Annotated in this window: 14 protein-coding genes; 7 read left to right on the top strand and 7 right to left on the bottom strand. The window is 71.9% G+C overall.

What is annotated here, in order from left to right; all coding sequences use genetic code 11:
- The first annotated feature begins 168 nt into the window (after positions 1-168).
- On the top strand, positions 169-2,982 hold the full coding sequence (ligD, locus tag VK92_RS27280; RefSeq protein WP_048028983.1) for a DNA ligase D: 2,814 nt from the start codon (positions 169-171) through the stop codon (positions 2,980-2,982).
- 5 nt (positions 2,983-2,987) lie between these two features.
- On the opposite strand, the gene VK92_RS27275 is transcribed toward ligD, so the two are convergent.
- Both VK92_RS27275 and VK92_RS27270 read right to left on the bottom strand, forming a co-directional pair.
- Positions 2,988-4,307: a cation:proton antiporter domain-containing protein gene (locus tag VK92_RS27275; protein WP_048028981.1), complete on the bottom strand. Its 1,320-nt coding sequence runs from the start codon at positions 4,305-4,307 to the stop codon at positions 2,988-2,990.
- A 42-nt stretch (positions 4,308-4,349) separates the two neighbouring features.
- On the bottom strand, positions 4,350-4,706 hold the full coding sequence (locus VK92_RS27270) for a DUF3175 domain-containing protein (RefSeq protein ID WP_021161217.1): 357 nt from the start codon (positions 4,704-4,706) through the stop codon (positions 4,350-4,352).
- Between the two features lie 174 nt (positions 4,707-4,880).
- Between VK92_RS27270 and VK92_RS27265 the strand changes: the two genes are divergently transcribed.
- The 5 genes from VK92_RS27265 (at position 4,881) to VK92_RS27245 (ending at position 7,397) form a co-directional block, all read left to right on the top strand.
- The gene (locus VK92_RS27265; RefSeq protein WP_048028979.1) at positions 4,881-5,300 is read left to right on the top strand and encodes a hypothetical protein; all 420 of its coding nucleotides are present in this window, start codon (positions 4,881-4,883) and stop codon (positions 5,298-5,300) included.
- An 85-nt stretch (positions 5,301-5,385) separates the two neighbouring features.
- On the top strand, positions 5,386-5,751 hold the full coding sequence (locus tag VK92_RS27260) for a hypothetical protein (RefSeq protein ID WP_042978352.1): 366 nt from the start codon (positions 5,386-5,388) through the stop codon (positions 5,749-5,751).
- 258 nt (positions 5,752-6,009) lie between these two features.
- The gene (locus tag VK92_RS27255) at positions 6,010-6,558 is read left to right on the top strand and encodes a type 1 glutamine amidotransferase domain-containing protein (RefSeq protein ID WP_048028988.1); all 549 of its coding nucleotides are present in this window, start codon (positions 6,010-6,012) and stop codon (positions 6,556-6,558) included.
- A gap of 4 nt (positions 6,559-6,562) precedes the next feature.
- Positions 6,563-6,895: a DUF1488 domain-containing protein gene (locus VK92_RS27250; protein ID WP_048028978.1), complete on the top strand. Its 333-nt coding sequence runs from the start codon at positions 6,563-6,565 to the stop codon at positions 6,893-6,895.
- Positions 6,896-7,151: 256 nt separating this feature from the next.
- Positions 7,152-7,397, top strand: coding sequence for a hypothetical protein (locus tag VK92_RS27245; RefSeq protein WP_048028977.1), 246 nt, complete (start codon positions 7,152-7,154; stop codon positions 7,395-7,397).
- A gap of 18 nt (positions 7,398-7,415) precedes the next feature.
- Here the strand turns inward: VK92_RS27245 and VK92_RS27240 are convergent, their stop codons facing one another.
- Complete coding sequence (locus VK92_RS27240; protein WP_048028976.1) at positions 7,416-8,666, bottom strand: phosphatidylserine decarboxylase family protein; 1,251 nt, start codon at positions 8,664-8,666, stop codon at positions 7,416-7,418.
- A gap of 113 nt (positions 8,667-8,779) precedes the next feature.
- Here VK92_RS27240 and VK92_RS27235 point away from each other — a divergent pair, with 113 nt between their 5' ends.
- A complete protein-coding gene (locus VK92_RS27235; RefSeq protein ID WP_048028974.1) occupies positions 8,780-9,082 on the top strand; it encodes a hypothetical protein in 303 nt (100 codons plus the stop codon).
- A 108-nt stretch (positions 9,083-9,190) separates the two neighbouring features.
- Here the strand turns inward: VK92_RS27235 and treY are convergent, their stop codons facing one another.
- From treY to glgX, 4 genes are read right to left on the bottom strand one after another with little or no spacing between them, the layout of a single operon-like run.
- Complete coding sequence (gene treY, locus VK92_RS27230) at positions 9,191-11,956, bottom strand: malto-oligosyltrehalose synthase (protein ID WP_048028973.1); 2,766 nt, start codon at positions 11,954-11,956, stop codon at positions 9,191-9,193.
- On the bottom strand, positions 11,953-14,151 hold the full coding sequence (malQ, locus tag VK92_RS27225) for a 4-alpha-glucanotransferase (RefSeq protein WP_048028972.1): 2,199 nt from the start codon (positions 14,149-14,151) through the stop codon (positions 11,953-11,955). Before malQ ends, treY begins: the two co-directional genes overlap by 4 nt.
- Complete coding sequence (gene treZ, locus VK92_RS27220) at positions 14,148-16,019, bottom strand: malto-oligosyltrehalose trehalohydrolase (protein ID WP_048028970.1); 1,872 nt, start codon at positions 16,017-16,019, stop codon at positions 14,148-14,150. The genes malQ and treZ overlap by 4 nt, the downstream gene beginning before the upstream one ends.
- Before the next feature lie 8 nt (positions 16,020-16,027).
- Complete coding sequence (gene glgX / locus VK92_RS27215; RefSeq protein ID WP_048028968.1) at positions 16,028-18,142, bottom strand: glycogen debranching protein GlgX; 2,115 nt, start codon at positions 18,140-18,142, stop codon at positions 16,028-16,030.
- Between the last annotated feature and the right edge of the window lie 14 nt (positions 18,143-18,156).

Genomic DNA, 18,156 nt, shown 5'->3' with positions numbered 1-18,156 from the left:
CCGAGAAGGGGGCCGAGAAGGGGGCTGCGAAGGGGGCTGAAAAGGGCACCGCGAAGGCGCCCGCAAAACGCGCGGCCGCGAAGCACGGCACGGCCGTGGCGCACCCGGCGAAGAAGATCGCCGCGCGCCGCAAGCACGCCGCATGATCGCGCAACGGAGAACGACGCGATGGCCGCGAAACTCGACCCCTATCGCCGCAAACGCCGCTTCGATGCGACGCCGGAACCCGAGGGCGCGCACGGGCGGCGGCGTGCACCCGCCGAGGCGGACGCGAGGAAGTCGCGTCAGTCGCGACAGGCGGGAACGTCCGCGCGCACGGCCCGGCCGCTGCGCTTCGTGATCCAGGAACACCACGCGAGGCGGCTGCACTACGACTTCCGTCTCGAGCTCGACGGCACGCTGAAATCGTGGGCCGTGCCGAAAGGGCCGAGCGTCGATCCGGCGGTGAAACGGCTGGCCGTGCACGTCGAGGATCATCCGCTCGAATACGCGTCGTTCGAAGGCGAGATTCCGGCCGGACATTACGGCGCGGGCTCGGTCGTCGTGTGGGACGAAGGAACGTGGACGCCCGACGGCGGCGTCGCGCAGGCACGCGCGGGCTACCGTGCCGGCAAGCTGACGTTCCGGCTCGACGGCGCGAAGCTGCACGGCGGCTGGGCGCTGGTGCGCAGCGGGCGGCAGCAGGGGCGCCAGGAGCAATGGCTGCTGATCAAGGAACGCGACGACGACGCGCGCGATGCGGCGGCATTCGATGTCGTCGCGCAGCGGCCGGGCAGCGTGCATGACGGGCACACGCAGGCCGCGCGCACGAAGGGGAACGGCGACAAGCCGTCCCCTGCGCGTGCCGCGCGGCGCGGCCACGGCAATGCGCCAGACATGAGCGACGCGCCGCACGACGACGCGGGCAGGCCGTCGGCCGACCTGTCGCACGTGGACGGCGCCGTGCGTGCGGCGTTGCCCGAGCGCGTCGCGCCGCAACTCGCGACGCTGGTCGATGCGCCGCCCGCGCACGGCGACTGGCGCTACGAAGTGAAATTCGACGGTTACCGGATCCTCGCGCGGATCGCCGGTCGCGGCGCGCGGCGGCGCGTCACGCTGATGACGCGCGAAGGCCGCGACTGGACCGCGAAGCTGCGTGCGCCGCGCGATGCGCTCGCCGCGCTCGAGGTCGACAACGCATGGCTCGACGGCGAGGCCGTCGTGCTCGGCGAGAACGGCCTGCCCGATTTCCAGGCACTGCAGAACGCGCTCGGCGCGGGCCGCTCGGATGCGGTGACGCTGTTCGTGTTCGACCTGCCGTTTCTCGACGGATACGACCTGCGCGACGTGCCGCTCGCCGCGCGTCGCGCGCTGCTCGAACCGCTGCTCGCCGGCAGCGATCCGGCCCGGCTGCGTTTTTCACCCGATCTCGGCGACGACGTCGTGCCGCTGATCGCGCACGCGTGCGACACGGGGCTCGAAGGGTTGATCGGCAAGCGTGCGGAGTCGCGTTATCGCGGCGGACGCTCGCCCGCGTGGATCAAGCTGAAATGCCGGCGGCGGCAGGAGTTCGTGATCGGCGGCTACACCGAGCCGTCGGGCAGCCGGCACGGGTTCGGCGCGCTGCTGCTCGGCGTCCATGCGCCGGACGCGGGCGGCAAGCGGTCACGCGGCACGCCGCCGTTGCGCTATGTCGGCCGCGTCGGCACCGGGTTCGACACGCGCCTGCTCGACCGGCTCGCGGCGATGCTGCGCAAGCATGAGCGCGACACGACGCCGTTCGACCCGCCGCCGCGCGAACGGTCGCGCACACGCGTGCACTGGGTCGAGCCGACGCTCGTCGCCGAATGCGAATTCGCGGAATGGACGGGCGACGGGATCGTGCGGCAGGCGTCGTTCATCGCGCTGCGCGAAGACAAGCCGGCGCGGCAGATCGTCCGCGAAGTGCCGCGCCATACCGAATCGGAGACGACGATGGACGAACCCCACGCAGCGCATGGCAACCCGCATGACAACCACCCGCATGCACCGCATGCCGATACCGGTCACGACCGCCGGCCGCGCGCGCGATCGCATGCGTCCACCGGCCGCGCGCACGGCGAACCGGGCGTCGATCACGTCGGCCGCGTGCGCATCACGCATCCCGATCGCGTGCTCGACCCGCGCAGCGGCACGCGCAAGATCGACCTCGCGCATCACTGGTTGTGGGTCGCGCCGTGGCTGCTGCCCGACCTGAAAGGCCGGCCCGTGTCGCTCGTGCGCGCGCCGGGCGACATCGCCGGCGAACTGTTCTTCCAGAAGCATGCGGAGCGCCGCGAAATCCCGTTCGTCAAGCAGCTCGAGGGACTCGATCCCGGCCACGGCCCGCTGCTGTCGATCGACAGCGTCGACGCGCTGCTCGGCGCCGCGCAGATGGGCACGATCGAACTGCACACGTGGAACGCGCACGCGTCGAACATCGAGCGGCCCGACCGGATCGTGTTCGACCTCGATCCCGATCCGGCGCTGCCGTGGCGCGCGATGATCGACGCCGCGCAGATCGTGCGCGGGTTGCTGGACGAACTGGGGCTCGTGTCGTTCTGCAAGACGAGCGGCGGCAAGGGGCTGCATGTCGTCGTGCCGCTCACGCGGCATGCGGGCTGGGACGACGTGAAGGACTTCTCCCGCGCGGTCGCGCAGCACGTCGCCGCTACGCTGCCCGAGCGCTTCACCGCGACGATGGGGCCGCGCCACCGGCGCGGCAGGATCTTCGTCGACTACCTGCGCAACGGCCGCGGCGCGAGCACGATCGCCGCGTACTCGGTGCGTGCGCGGCCCGGCATGGGCGTGTCGGTGCCGCTCGAATGGGACGAGGTGCCCGCTACGACGGGCGGCGCGCAATGGACGATCGACACGCTCCGCGCACGGCTCGACGCGCTGAAACGCGACCCGTGGGAAGGCTACGCGCACACGCGCCAGCGCATCACGGCGTCGATGCGTGCGCGGCTCGGGGCGCCGACGTGAACCCGTCAGCGCCGATGCTGCAGCCGGTGATACCAGTTCATCAGCGGCGTCGCGGAGATCCCGTGCGCGATCACCGACGCCGACACGACGGCCAGCACCGGTGCGGCCAGCGAGCGCACCGCGCCGGACGGCGCGTGCTCGATCGCGAACAGCAGGTAGTAGAACGAGCCGATCCCGCGAATGCCGAACCAGGCCATCAGCCGCCGCTGCGCCTGCGTCGCACGCGAACCGGCGAGCGTGACCAGCACCGCGAGCGGTCGCACGACGACGAACAGCACGGCGGCCAGCGCGGCCGCCCCCCACGTGAGCAGCGGGCCCGGCAGCGTCGCGAGCACGCTGCCGACCATCGTCATCACGACGGCTTCCGCGATCCGTTCGAGTTCGATCGTGAAGCCGAGCACCGATTCGGCCATGAACGCGTGCGCCTTCTCCGGATGCTTCTCGGTGGCGACGACGTCTTCCGAATCGATCTGGCCGATCACTTCGCGCGGCTTGCGGTCGCCGCTCGCACGGTGTTCGACGCGGCGCATCGCGACACCGGCCGCGAACGTCGCGATGAAGCCGAACGTGTGCGCGAGCTGCGCGGCGCCGAACGACAGCACGATCAGCGCGAGCGCGAAGAAGCCTTCGAGGCCGAGCGCCTGCGCGTACTGGGTGCGCAGCCAGCCGATCAGTTTCGTCGTCACCCAGCCGAGGGCGCCGCCGATCGCGGCCGCGCCCGCGATGCCCCACAGCGCGACGAGCGCGAACGCGCCGGACAGCGGCGCGAGCCCGTAGGTCGCTTCGCGCGTGCCGCACAGTGCGAGCCCCGCGAGCGCGAACGGCAACGCGATACCGTCGTTCAACCCGCCTTCGCCGGACAGCGCGAAGCGCACGAGATCGCGATCGCCCGGGTCGTGCACCTGCACGTCGTGCGCGAGCACGGGGTCGGTCGGTGCGAGGATCGCCGCGAGCAGCAGCGCCGGGCCCCAGCCGAGCCCGAGCGCGAGTACCGCGCACGCGGCGAGCAGCGGCACGGTGACGATCATCGCGAGCAAGCCGAGGCGGCACGGCACGAGCCACAGCCGGTCGGTCAGCGGCACGCGCAGCCGCAGCCCGATCGCGAACAGCGACACGAGCAGCGCGATTTCGACGATTTCACGCAGCAGCGGCGCGTCGCGTTCGAGGTCGAGATGCAGCAGGCCGGCGCCGGCCGGGCCGAGCGCGACGCCGAGCACGAGATAGATCATCGCGGTGCTGCACGGCAGGTGGCGCAGCGCGGACGTCGCGACGCCCATGCCCAGCAGCACCGCGCCGATGATCAGGTACCAGAGCGTCTCATGCATGCGCGGGCTCGCGGCGGGCGGGGAAGGCGGACGCGCAACCGGTCAGGGCTTGCGGCCGAATGCCTCGCGCAGTTTGCGTTTCGCGCGTTCGAGCGTCGTGCGGCGCGTTTTCGGCAGATTGCGGCCCGCGCGGTTCACGTAGAAGTTCAGCATCGACATCGCCGACTGGAACGGCGACGCCTTGCGGCGGCGGCTGTGTTCGGCCGAACGCTTCAGCGACGCGGCGATCGCCGCCGGATCGTCGGACTTGAAGATGTCGGGCTCGATGTCGAGCGCATCGCTGCGTTGCGTGACTTCGCCGGACCAGCGCTTGCGGTGTGCCGGATCGGCGCTGCGGGCGCGGCCGGGACGGCGCGTGAGGCGCTTGCCGTGTGCGTGGGAAGCAGAAGCGGAAGGCATGTGACGGGGCTCCGTGTTGGGGTCGAGGGATGGGTCCTGCGGAGACGGGCGACGCAATCCGCGTGCCGCGCCGCGGGCGTGTGCGGGCGTCGGCATGGGCATTGCTGGAAGGGCGTTGCGAAACGGAACGAGCAGGCATGCCCGTTACGGAATCATCACCAGGGACAAAACGTCATGAAGCCAGCATTCGAATCGAAGTGTGTCGCGCGGCGCGTGCTCGCCGGTGCCGCCGTCGCGATCGTCGCGGCCGCGCCGGCCGCATGGGCGCAGAATTCGCAGCGCTCCGATGAAGGGACGGGCGCGCCCATTCCGTCGATGGACTTGTCGACACCGGGCACCAACGGCAACACGGCCGCGCCGCCCCCGCCGGCCCGCACGCAGCGGCACGGCGCGACGCACGGCATGCGCTCGCACGGCGGCGCGGCCGACCACGTGAAGCCGGGCGGCGGCCCCAACGGCGCAGGCGCGGGCGGGAGCGGTGCTGGCGGCGGCACAGGTGGCACAGGTGGCACGGGCGCCGGCAACGGCGGCTCGCCGGGGTCGACGGGCACCGGCGGCGGCGGGGCCGGTAGCGCGGGTTCGAGCGGTTATTGACGGTGTCGTGCCGGCGCGGCCGGCGCGGCGCGATGGCGGCGCGGTTTCCCGGGACGGGCGCGCGGCCACCACGCAGGAGGACATCATGCAATCGAATTCCCGGATTTGGCTGGAGAACGACGAGATCGACGGCGAGGCGGTCGACGTGGACGATCTCGACACGACCGTTCATGTCGACGTCGCGACGGGCAGGGTCATGTTCCATGCGGCATGGGCGAATGCGCTGGAGGCGCCGCCCGAGGCGGCCCGGTATTCGGTCGTGCTCGCGCTCGACTGCGACACGATGGAGCATTACGCCGATCTCGACGACGGCGCACGCACGCGCGTGCACGCGATGCTGCACGAGGCCGTGCAGCAGACGCTCGAGCAGTTGCCCGACACCGACGAAAACCTGACGCTGACGATCGAACTGACCGACGCGATGCTCGATGCGGCGCGGCACCTGCAGTAATCGATGCGGGCCGACGTGCCGCATCGGATTACATCCCGTTGAAATCTTTGCAGCCGGGCGCGCGGCGACGTCGAACGGGCCGGCCGGGCGCATGCGCGTGCCGGCCTCGATGCGATCGCGGGTCGTTCCCCGGCCGGGGTCGCGATGCGAGCGGGTGCGACCCTGCGCGTGCAGATGCAGCGCGCCCGGCGGCCGGCACGCCGATTGCTGGACGACCGATGCGGCACGACGTGTGCCGCCCATCCGAAGGAGACATACATGAGCGGCAGGCTGGAGCATTGCAAGGTGGCCATCCTCGCGGTCGACGGATTCGAGGAAGCCGAACTCGTCGAGCCGCAGCGCGCGCTCTCGGCCGAGGGCGCGCAGGTCGACGTGATTTCGCAGAAGCGCGGCGAGATCCAGGGTTTCCGGCACGTCGACAAGGGCGGGCGCGTGAAGGTCGACCGCACGTTCGACGATGCGCACGAAGGCGATTACGACGCGGTCGTGCTGCCTGGCGGCGTCGTGAACGGCGACGCGATCCGGATGCTGCCGGCGGCGCGCGAATTCGTGACGGCGGCCGTCGGCGCCGGCAAGCCGATCGCGGCGATCTGCCACGGCGGCTGGCTGCTCGTGTCGGCCGGGCTCGTGGAGGGCCGCACGATGACGAGCTGGCCGAGCCTGCAGGACGATATCCGTCATGCGGGCGGCAAGTGGGTCGACGAGGAGGTCGTGCGCGACGGCAACCTGATCACGAGCCGCAAGCCCGCCGACCTGCCCGCGTTCAACGGCGCGCTGGTCGAGCGCCTCGCGTCGCGGGGGGCGTAAGCCGATGCCGGCCGATGCCGCCCGCCGCGTGACGCTGACCGACACGCCGCCCGTGTTCGACGGAGCGGCGCTGCAGTTGAGTTTCGTCGTCGACGTCGATGGCGTGCCGCAAACCTGTGCGATCACGGTCGAGGCGCTGGAAGACCATTTCGGCGCGCAGTCCGCGCTGGAAGCCGACCAGCGCGATGCGTTCGAACGCGGCCGCGCGCGCATCGAGTCCGCGTGCGCGGAGGTGCTGGCCGACGGCGGCGGGGCGGACGTGGTGCTGCATAGCGGTTATTTCCGTGCGCCGGGCGGTCGGGCGCGGGCCGGGCTGTTTGGGCCGGGGAAGTCCTGACCCCCGTCGCGCTTCCCGAAGCGTCGTTCCGCGCCGGCGATCCGGCCGCCCGCATTACACGCCGTTGAAAACTTTGCCGCGCGTCGCAGGCATCGCCCGGTGCCACATCGCGCTGCGTGCCGAGTGCGCGGTGCGGTTCGCGTCGTGTCGGCTGGCATGTTCCCTGCATGAATGACCGGTTGCCGGCGCACGATTCGCGCCGCATGCCGATGCGACCGTTCGTCGTATCGCACGTAGCCGCAGACGGGGAACGAGCATGCTGAGCGCCCATGAATTTGCCGTGCTGTTCCTGGTGCATCACGCACCGGAGCAGATCCAGATCGACCGCGACGACGTCGTCGCCCTCGTCGAGCAACAACTGATCGTGATGCAGCGCGACGACGCGTCCGGCGAGCGTCGGCCCGTGTTGACGGCCGGCGGCTTGTCGGTTCTGAAGTGCGTGCAGCGGCATGACGGGGTCGCGACCGACGTGACTGACCTGAGTGACATGAACGACGCGTGATGCACGGCGCCGCGCCGTTCACCGCGCGATCGCGACGCCCGCGTTGACCTGGACGACCGGTGTCCGGCTGTCGAACGGCGGCGCGGGCAGGAAGCGGTCGACCACGCCGGCTTCGAACAGCAGGCAGTACGTCGACCCGCCGAACTGGAAGTAGCCGATCTCGTCGCCCTTGTCGACGCGCTGCCCCGGCACGACGTCGATCACGCACGACGACACGTCGCCCATCCCGACGAACACGGCCGCCACGGTGCCGATGCCGGGATCGTCGCAGGAGAGCGCGACCACCGCGCGCGTGGCGACGGCCGTCATGTAACCCTGCGAATCGTTCAGCCCGGCCGGATCGGTACCTTCGGCCTCCGCGACCGAGTAGTAGGTCCCGTCGACACGGTACGCGTGCGTGACGACGCCGCGCACCGGTGCATGCCAGCGATGGTAGTTGTACGCACTCAGGTAGGCCTGGTAGATGTCGCCGCCGACGAAGCGCTCGGCGAGCGGCAGCCATGCGGGCGTGAAGAGGTCGCGCAACGAGTACGGCTGCGCCTTGATCCAGAACGTGTCGCGCAGCTTCAACTTCGATTCGGTGTGGTACGGCGCGGCCTCGCATGCGCTGACGATCACGTGCGGATCGTCGGGTGCCTCGACCGGGCGCGCGCCATCGCGAAAGCGTCGCGTGAAGAAGTCGTTCCACGAGTCGAAGCCCAGGTGCGGCTGGTCGTCGCGATACTGGAACTGCGACAGCCCGAGGCGCCTGCGCGCCGCGTCGCAGAACCAGCCGTCGGGCGCCGACGTGTCGAGATGCGTGCGCGAATGCGGGCCGCCGAGGAAATCGCACCACACGTTCAGCACGCACTTCAGGTGCGCGTTGACGGTCGCGTCGCGAAACACCGCATGGCCCGACGGCATGCACATCGGCCAGTCGAGGAATGCGTTGATCGGGCACACGATCAGGCTCGCTTCGCTGAAAGGGGGCGTATAGGTCATCAGGTGATCGAGCACCGTCATCAGCTCGCCGATCGACGCGTAGCCGAGCCGCAGGCCCGCGTCGAGCGCCTCGTCGATCGCGCGGGTCAGGCCCATGCGCAGGACGGCGTGGTCGTCGAACAGCCGTGCGAGGGCCTGCACGGCGGGCGTGCGCAAGCGGTCGCCGGCGTGGGCGCGGGCTTCCGCCGCGATCCGTTCGCGGAACGCGGCCATGTGGGCTTCTTCGCGCGCCATCCATTCGCCGAGCCGATGGCGCGTGGCGGGCGGCGGGTTGCGGTCGGTCGGCATCGCTTCCTCCGGACGTCAGTTCGTCATGACCGTGATCAGCAAGATGCTTGCCCGGCGGCGGCACCGAAATTGCGGCGATCGTTCGTCCGTTTTTTTTGACACGGGAGACGAGGATGAACGCGGCTTCGAATGCACGACAGGCGAACAAGACGAACGAGACGGGCGCGACCGACGCGCGGCACGGCGGCGAACAGCACACGGTGACGCCGACGCGTACACGTGTGCGGCCGGCCAAGGCGGCGTCGCGCGACACGCGTCGACCGGCCGGGCGCGACGCGGGTGGCTCAGGTGGCGCGAGCGGCGCGAGCGGGACGAGCGGGACGAGCGGGCCCGTTGCCGCGCACGACGGCGACAGGAAGGGCAACCCGCTATGGGAGGACGACGGCGGGGCGATACCGCCCGAAGAGTGGTCGTGACGGGGCAATCGTGCTTGGCACGTGCGCAAAGCCGCCGACGGTCGGTCGATTGGATCGACGATCGCCGGCGTGCCAGATACGACACGCACCGGCAGGGCCGGGCAGCTTTCAACCGCCGACACGCGCCGCCACGAGCACCGCAACAGGCAATCCGGCCAGGCAGCGGCGTAGCGCCAGCACCCCGTCGGGCGCATCGATCGTGTCCCGACCATTCAGCCAGTCGATCCAGGGCCCCGCGATTCCGCGTGGCAGCACGACCGCCGTATCGCCCCACTGCGCTGGTGCCACGCGCGGCATCCCGGGCGCTTCCCCGAGCAACCGGCTCGCGAGCCGCGTCGCGACGATCACCACGGTGGCGGCCGCGTCGCACCGCGCGAATGCCACCGCGTGCCGCGCGAGCCCGCCGCGCACGCGTAGCGGCACGTACGCGCCGTCCGCAAACGTCGCCGGCCACCGCGCGCGCAGCGCGAGCATCCGCTCGATCAGCGCGCGTTTCACGCGCGCATCGGGCCAGGCCGGCAGGTACGACGCGACCGGATCGTCGACCCGTTCGGCCGCCAGTGCGTCGAACGGCACGTCGCGCCGGTTGTCCGGATCGACGAGCGAGTGATCCCAGCACTCGGTCCCTTGATAGAGGTCTGGCACGCCGGGCGACGCGATCCGCAGCGTCGTCTGCGTCAGGCTGTTGACGACGCCGGCCGGTGCGATCCGCGCGACGAACGCATGCAGCCGGTGCGCGAAATCGCCGGCGCCGCGCGGCGTCAGGATCGCGCGGACGAATGTTTCGCAGGCCTGCTCGTAGTCCGGTTCGGGCGCCAGCCAGTCGCTGTGCCGCTTCGCTTCGCGCACTGCTTTCATCTGCCACTGCGCGACGCGCGCGGCGAGTCCGGCCAGCCCGGCCGCATCGTCGGGCGCGAGTGCCGGCGGCCAGCAGCCGACGAGCGTCTGGTACAGCATCGCCTCTGCGGCCGGCCCCGGCGCCCACGCGAGATCGCGATGCGCGCGGCCCCGGTGCGGCAGGTTCAGCGCGCTCCAGTCGAGCGATACCGTGCGCCATGCGTCCGGGATCTCGCTGAGCACCGCGAGCCGTGCACGCGCGTCCTCGCCGCGCTTGTGGTCGTGCGTGGCCGTCGCGACGAGCCCGTGCGGCACGGTGCGCGCGCGGTGCCGGTTGCGGGCATGGAATGCGCCGCGCGACAGGCTGAAGTCGCCGGCGTCGGCGCCGACCTCGTTGCGCGACAGCAGCCGGCCGTAGCGATAGTGGGCCGTATCCTCGACGCCTTTTGCGGCGAGCGGCGCGGTGAGCTGCGCGAACGCGACGCGCGCCGCGGCCAGCGCGTCGGCATTCGCGCGCGGCACGCGGGCGGCCGGCAAGCCCAGCCACGCGGCGACGCGATCGAGCGCGAACCGGTCGACCGGATCGATGGCCGCGCACGCGCTTTCGTACGCTTGCGCGAGCACGCGGCGGTCGGCATCGTCCGGCTCCTCGCGCGGTGCCGGATACATTCGGTACACGGGCAGCCGCACCGCCAGTTCGCCGAGCACGCGCCGAATCGCGATCAGGCTGACGTCCCGCGTGGCAGGCGACGCGCGCGCGATCCCGTGCAGCAGCCGCGCGGCGCGCGCATGCTCGACGGCGAGCTGGCGCATCAGCACGCGCCGCTTGCCGTCGAGCGCTTCCTGCGCGAACGTGCGCGACGAGCCCGACACGGCCGCCCAGTGCGCGGCGAGCGGTTCGGCGCCGGCCGGGTCGTGCAGCAGCGCGCCGACGTCGTTCATGAAGTCGTAGCCGGTCGTGCCGGCAACACCCCAGTCGGCGCGCAGCGATTCGCCCGGCGCGAGGATCTTCTCGACGACGACATACGGCGGCGCGCTGCGCTGCGCGGCCAGTCGTGCATGCAGCCGCCGGCAGTAGGCGCGCGGATCGGCGAGGCCGTCGACGTGATCGACGCGGATGCCGTCGACGAGCCCGGCCGCGTGCAGGCGCAACGGCAGCGCGTGAACGGCGTCGAACACCGCGTCGTCGTCGACGCGGACGGCCGCGAGCGTCGCGATGTCGAAGAAGCGCCGCCAGTTCAGCTCGTCGGCGGCCGTGCGCCACCACGCGAGCCGGTAATGCTGGCGTTCGAGCAGCCGGTGCAGGCTGGTGCGCGAGCGCGCGACGCGCGGGTCGGCGCCGCGCAGCACCGCGTCGAGCGCGTGCGGGCCGTGCGCGGCCGCGTGATCGCGCAGCGCGGCATGCGCGGCGGCCAGCCGAGCGCTGTCGCGCGCCGGCGCGGCGTCGAAGCGTTCGGCGAGCGCGTTCAGGTCCGCGCGGTTCGCGAGGCGCAGGATGTCGGCATAGGTGGCGGCCGCCACGGGCAGCCGCCGTCCGGGGCACGCGATGAAGAAGCGGCCGCTGGCCGGGTCTGCGTTCAGTGTGATGTCGCCGGCCGCGAGCGCGTCGCCATAGGGCATCCCGAGACACGGCAGCAGCACCTTGCCGTCGAGTGCCGGATCGGGCGGATGCCAGTCGATGTCGAAATGGCGCGCGTACGGGCTGGCGGGGCCCCATTCGAGCACGTCGTTCCACCAGTCGTTCGACGAGCCGCCGACGCCCATATGGTTCGGCACGATGTCGACGATCACGCCGAGGCCGCGCGCACGCAACGCGTCGACGAGCCGATTGAAACCTGCCTCGCCGCCGAGTTCGGGATTGAGCGTGCCGTAATCCACGGTGTCGTAGCCGTGCCGCGAGCCCGGTTCGGCGGCCGAGACCGGCGACAGGTACAGGTGGCTCACGCCGAGCCGCGCGAAGTAGTCGGCGTGCGAGGCCGCGTCGTCGAACGTGAAACCGGCATGAAGCTGCAGCCGCAGCGTCGCGCGCGGCGTCATGCGCCGCGCTCCCTCGAACGGCGCGCCTGCACGACGGCGGCGATGCGTTCGCGCACGTCGGCGTCGAACAGCACGTCGATTGTGCGCGGCAGACGTTGCCGCCAGTTCGGATGCCCGCACGGCGGCCCCGGCAGGTTCGGCTGCGCGTCCAGCGCGAGCAGGTCCTCGAGCGGCACGATCGCGAGCGGCGATGGGCTGCGCGCGACGTACGCGAGGATCGCGCCGACCGGCGGCGCATCGGCCGGCGGGGCGGCGGCGCCGGCCGGCGCGCAGCCGGCCAGCTGCAGCGCATGCCATAACGCCGCGCGTTCGGCGGCGCGTTCCGCGTGCGCGGCGGGAGGGCCGGCGGGCGCGTCGGGCGGCGCCGCGTTGCCCGCTTCCGGGCGCGGTGTGGTGTCGTGCTCGCGCGCCTGCACGATTTCGTCCGAATCGTGCGCACTGGCGTCATCCGGCGCGGGAGCGGCCACGTCGTGCCTGTCCGCTTCGTCGTGCTGCGCGGCGGCCTGGGCCGCGGCTTGCCGCCAGGCCAGGTCGACGCCGCGCCACCAGCCGGCGACGGTCGGCAAATCGTGAGTCGACGTCGTCGCGATCGCGTCGCGGTCCCACTCGGACGGCTGCCGGAACGCGCCGCCCGCATCGCGCTCGAACCACAGCACGCGCATGCCCGCGACCCCCTGCGCACCGAGCCGTTCACGAAACCCGGCGGGCACCGTGCCGAGATCCTCGCCGATCGCGAGCGCACGATGGCGGGCCGCTTCGAGCGCGACGAGCCGCATCAGATCGTCGACCGGATAACGCAGGTACGCGCCGTCGCGCGGCGAGCCGCCGTCCGGCACGATCCACATCCGCGCGAAGCCGAGCACGTGATCGATGCGGATGCCGCCCGCGTGCGCGAACGCCGCGCGCAGCAGCTCGATGAACGGCACGAAACCTTCCGCGCGCAGCGCGTCCGGCGTCCAGGTCGTCACGCCCCACGCCTGGCCGGCCGCGTTGAACAGGTCGGGCGGCGCGCCGAGCGATACGCCGCGCAGCAGCGTCGCGCCGTGCGCCCATGCGTCGCTGCCCGCGCGATCGGAGCCGACCGCGAGATCGGCGATCAGCCCGGTGGCCATGCCGGCGCGACGTGCCGCATGCTGCGCGTCGCCGAGCGCGCGCGCGGCGCACCATTGCAGGAACGTATGGAACGCGACCGTATCGGCATGCGTGTGCGCGAATGCGTCGACTTCCGCCGATGCCGGGTCGCGCCACGGCGCCGGCCACTGCCGCCAGTCGGCCCCGAGCCCGTGTTCGATGCAGAACGCCTGCAGCGCATCGAAGCGCGCATGCGCGTCGAGCGCCGCGCCGCCCGTTGCGCGAAACCGCTGGAACGCGTCGCGCAACGGGGCGTCGTCGGCGCGCCACGCGTCGAAGCACGCGCGCAGGCGGCGCAGCTTCAGCGGCAGCACGTGCGGCCAGTCGATCAGCGGCGCATCGGCTGCCGCGCCGGACACGTGTCGCACGGCCTCGGCGCCCGGCACCGCGTCGCAGTCGAGATACGCGACGTTGTGCCAGCGCCGCGACGACGGCGAATACGGGCTGTCGTGCGCGGGCAGCGCCGGATAGCCGGCGTGCGTCGGGCTGATCGCCACTGCCTGTGCGCCATGCCGCGCCGCGCGCGCGGCCAGCCGCGCGAGCGCGGTGTAGTCGCCCGCGCCGCCGTCGCCCGCGCGGCGCAGGCTGTAGAGCTGCGCCGCGATGCCCCAGCGGTTGCCCGCATCCGTCGCACGCGTGTCGAACGGGGGCGTATGGGGCGGCGCGATCGTCAGCCCGATGCGCCGGTCGCCGATGTCGAGCGCGTGGTAACCGGGCATCGCGAGCGGCGGCAATGCGCCGTGCGCATCCACGCGCCCGTCGATGTGTCCGCCCGCTTCGAGCGTGATCCGGAAGCGCGCGCCCGGTTGCGCGAGCGAGGCGGGCAGGGGCAGCGGCAGGCCCGCGTCGCCGGTCACGACGCGCGGCACCGCCGTGTGTTCGCCTGCGAGCGCCGCCGCGCTGTCGACGCGCTGAGCCGCCGTGCCGCACGGCCAGCCCAGCGCATCGACGAGCGCGGCGAGCGCGCCATCGTCCACCCGCCGCGCGATGCCGCCGGCATCGGTCCAGTCGGCTTCGAGGCCGGCCGCCTGCGCGAGTGTCGAGATCGAAACGTCGGTCGTCATGATCGGCTCTGTCCGTTCGCGCGATGATGCCGCGCATCGTGGTTGACCGCACCGTCCCGCCACGCGATGCACGCGCGTGGCGGCAGCTTCAGGTCGGGCAGCCGGTCGCGGGCGCGCGGCGGCGTCTCGAACACGATCTTGCCGACCGGCAGTTCGGGCAGTGCCGCGTCGAGCGAGCCGAGATTCAGCGCGATCGTCAGCGTGCTGCCGTCGCCGAGGCGCCAGCGCGCGACGAGCGCCGCAGGGTCGCCGTCGCCCGCGAGCAGGTCGACGCCGAGTGCCCGCGCACCCGGCAGATGCGGCGTCACGAGCACCGCGCGCACCGTCAGCGCGCTGCGGTAGAAGCGCTGCCATGCGGCCGCATCGGGCCAGTTGTCGTCCGGCGGATGGTGCGACGACGAACGGACGAACGTCGCGATGTCGTTCGGGTCGGGAATCAGGTCGCGATGCGCGGGATCGGCGAACGCCGGAAACGCCGCGAATTCGCGGCGCCGGCCTTCGCGCACCGCGTCGGCGAGCGCGCCGCGATAGTCGGTGAAGAACTGGAACGGCTGCGTGCTGCCGTCTTCCTCGCCCATGAACAGCAGCGGGATCGGCGGCGCGAGCAGCATCAGCGCGGTGGCCGCGCGCACCGCGTCGTCGTTCGCGAGCGCGCGCAGCCGCTCGCCGAACGCGCGGTTGCCGATCTGGTCGTGGTTCTGCAGGAACGTGACGAACGCGGTGGGCGGCAGGTGCGCGCTCGGCTCGCCGCGCGCGGCGCCGTCGTGCAGCGGCGACGGTTCGCCCTGGTACGCGAAACCTTCGCCGAGCGTGCGCGCGAGATGGCGCAGCGGCGCGTCGGCGTACGCGCGGTAGTAGCCGTCGCGCTCGCCGGTCAGCAGCACGTGCGCGCTGTTGTGGAAATCGTCGTTCCACTGCGCATCGAAACCGCCGGGGCCGAGCAGGCTCGCCGTGTTGCGTTCGTTCTCGAGCACGAGATGAAGGTGGCGTGTGTCGCCCGCATGCGCCCGCACGCGGCGCGCGAGTTCGCGCAGCCACGCGTCGTCGCCGATCGCGTGCGCGGCGTCGATGCGCAGCCCGTCGAAACGGAATTCGTCGAGCCAGTACAGTGCATTCTCGATGAAGAACGCGCTCGTCTGCGGGTGCGAAAAATCGATCGCGGGCCCCCACGCGGTCCGCCGGTCGTCGCGGAAGAAGGCGGGCGCGTAGCGCGGCAGCAGGTTGCCTTCGGGGCCGAAGTGGTTGTACACGACGTCGAGGAACACCTGCAGCCCGAGCCCGTGCGCGGTGTCGACGAGCGCCTTCAGCTCCTCGGGCCGCCCGTACGACGCATCGGGCGCGAACGGCAGCACGCCGTCGTAGCCCCAGTTGCGCGAACCGGGGAACGCGTTGACGGGCATCAGCTCGACGGCGGTCACGCCGAGCGCGGCAATGGCGGGCAGCCGCCGCTCGACGCTCGCGTAGCCGCCGCATGCGCCGACGTGCAACTCGTACAGCACCGTCTCGTGCCACGGCCGGCCGCGCCATGCGCCGTCGCGCCAGCGATACGACGCCGGATCGACGACCTGGCTCGGGCCGTCCACGCCGCCGGGCTGGAAGCGCGACGCCGGGTCGGGCACCGCGAGACCGTCGTCGAGGCGGTAGCGATACAGCGCGCCGGGGCCGCATGGCGCGACCGTCTCGAACCAGCCGTCGCCGACGGGCGTCATCGGGATCGTGTGTTCGCTATCGTCGTGCAGTTCGACGGCGGCCGTGCGGCTGGCGGGCGCCCAAAACCGGAAGCGCGTGCGTTCGGCATCGACGCAGGTCGCGCCGAACGACGATTCGAACGCGTGCGTGCCGGTTGGACGATCGGAACGGGATGTCATGGCGGTCCTCAGGAGGGCGGGTCGGGCGGCACGGCGGCCACCGCGATCGCGGCTGCATGCGCGGCGACGTCGAGCCCGTCGGCCGGCCAGTTGCGCGGGCCGGCGTCCGGCGTGGCCGTGTCGACCAGCACGCGGTATTCGAGCATCGGCGCGGGCGGCGCGAACACGATCGTCTCGGACGACGCGTTCAGCATCACCAGCAGCGCCTCGGTGCGCCCGGTGCGGCCCGTGCCGACACGCCGCATCGTCAGCGCGCGGCGTTCGCGGTCCTGCCACGCGGGCACGGTCATCGCGACGCCGCGCTCGTCGAACCAGTCGATCTCGGCCATGCCCGGTGCGGCGTCGCGGTCGCCCGACGGATAACCCGGCGCGGACATCACCGGATACATGCGCCGCAGCGCGGCGAGCCGCGACACGAAGCGCATCAGCGTCACGGCTTCGTCACTGTGGGCGAGATCCCAGTCGAGCCACGACAGTTCGTTATCCTGGCAATACGCGTTGTTGTTGCCGTGCTGCGTGCGGCCGAACTCGTCGCCGGCCACCAGCATCGGCGTGCCGAGCGCGGTGAACAGCGTCGCGAGCATCGAGCGCGCGACGCGTGCGCGCACCGCGCGGATCGCGGCATCGTCGGTGGGCCCTTCGGCGCCCCAGTTCGCGCTGCAGTTGTCGTCGCGGCCGTCGCGGTTGTCCTCGCCGTTCGCTTCGTTGTGTTTCGCCGAATACGAGACGAGATCGGCGAGCGTGAAGCCGTCGTGCGCGGTGACGAAATTGATCGATGCCCACGTGTGGCGCCGCTGGTGGTTGAACAGGTCGGCCGACCCGGCGAGCCGCGCGGCGAGCTCCGGCCGCTGGCCCGCGTCGCCGCGCCAGAAGCGCCGCACGGTGTCGCGAAAGCGGTCGTTCCACTCGGCGAAACCGGGCGGGTGGCGGCCGAGCTGGTAGCCGCCGGGGCCGAGGTCCCACGGCTCGGTGATCAGCTTGCGCTGCGCGAGCACCGGGTCCTGCCGCAGCGCGTCGAAGAAGCCCGCGCCGGGGTCGAAGCCGTGTGCCTCGCGCCCGAGCGTCACGCCGAGGTCGAAGCGGAAGCCGTCGACGTTGAACGCGGTGGCCCAGTAGCGCAGCGAATCCATCACCATCTGCACCACGCGCGGATGCGACAGGTTCAGCGTGTTGCCGCAGCCCGTCTCGTCGACATGAAAGCGCTGGTCGCCCGGCACGAGCCGGTAGTAGCTCGCGTTGTCGAGGCCGCGCCACGACAGCGTCGGGCCGAGTTCGTTGCCCTCGCACGTGTGGTTGTAGACGACGTCGAGCACGACCTCGATGCCGGCCGCATGCAGCTGCCGGATCGCGATGCGCATCTCGTCGAGCCGCCGCGTCGCGAGATACGCGGGCTCCGGCGCGAAGAACGCGGCCGTGTCGTAGCCCCAGTAGTTGCGCAGCCCGCGGTTCACGAGCGCGCGCTGCTGCAGGAACGCGTGGACGGGCAGCAGCTCGACCGTCGTCACGCCGATCGACAGCAGGTGATCGATGAACGCGGGATGCGCGAACGCCGAGAACGTGCCGCGTTCGGGCGGGCGCAACCCGGCGCGGCGCATCGACGTGCCGCGCACGTGGGTCTCGTAGATAACCGTGTTGCGCCACGACACGCGCGGGCGCCGGTCGTTGCTCCAGTCGAACGCCTCGTCGACCACCACACACTTCGGCATCGCGGGCGCCGAATCGCGGCGGTCAATCGACAGGTCCGCGCGATTCGAATGGACGCGATAGCCGAACAGCGCGTCCGACCAGCGGAACTGGCCGACCAGCTTGCGCGCGTACGGGTCGAGCAGCAGCTTGGTGGAATTGAAGCGATGGCCGTGCTGCGGCTGGTACGGGCCGTCCGCGCGAAACCCGTACACGGTGCCCGGATGCGCGTTGGGCAGGTAGCCGTGCCACACCTCGTCGGTGCATTCGGGCAGGTCGAGGCGCGCGAGTTCCTTGCGGCCGGTCGGATCGAACACGCACAGCTGGATGCGCTGCGCGTGCGCGGAAAACACCGCGAAATTGGTCCCGAGGCCGTCCCAGGTCGCGCCGAGCGGATAGCTGCGGCCGGATTCGAGACGGGTGGGCAGGGCGGTCGGCATGGGGCGGATCTCCG

Origin of the sequence: Burkholderia sp. LK4 (assembly GCF_001043615.1) — a bacterium.
In the GTDB taxonomy this organism is placed as follows: Bacteria; Pseudomonadota; Gammaproteobacteria; order Burkholderiales; family Burkholderiaceae; genus Burkholderia; species Burkholderia cepacia.
This window is presented reverse-complemented; position numbering and strand designations above follow the sequence as displayed.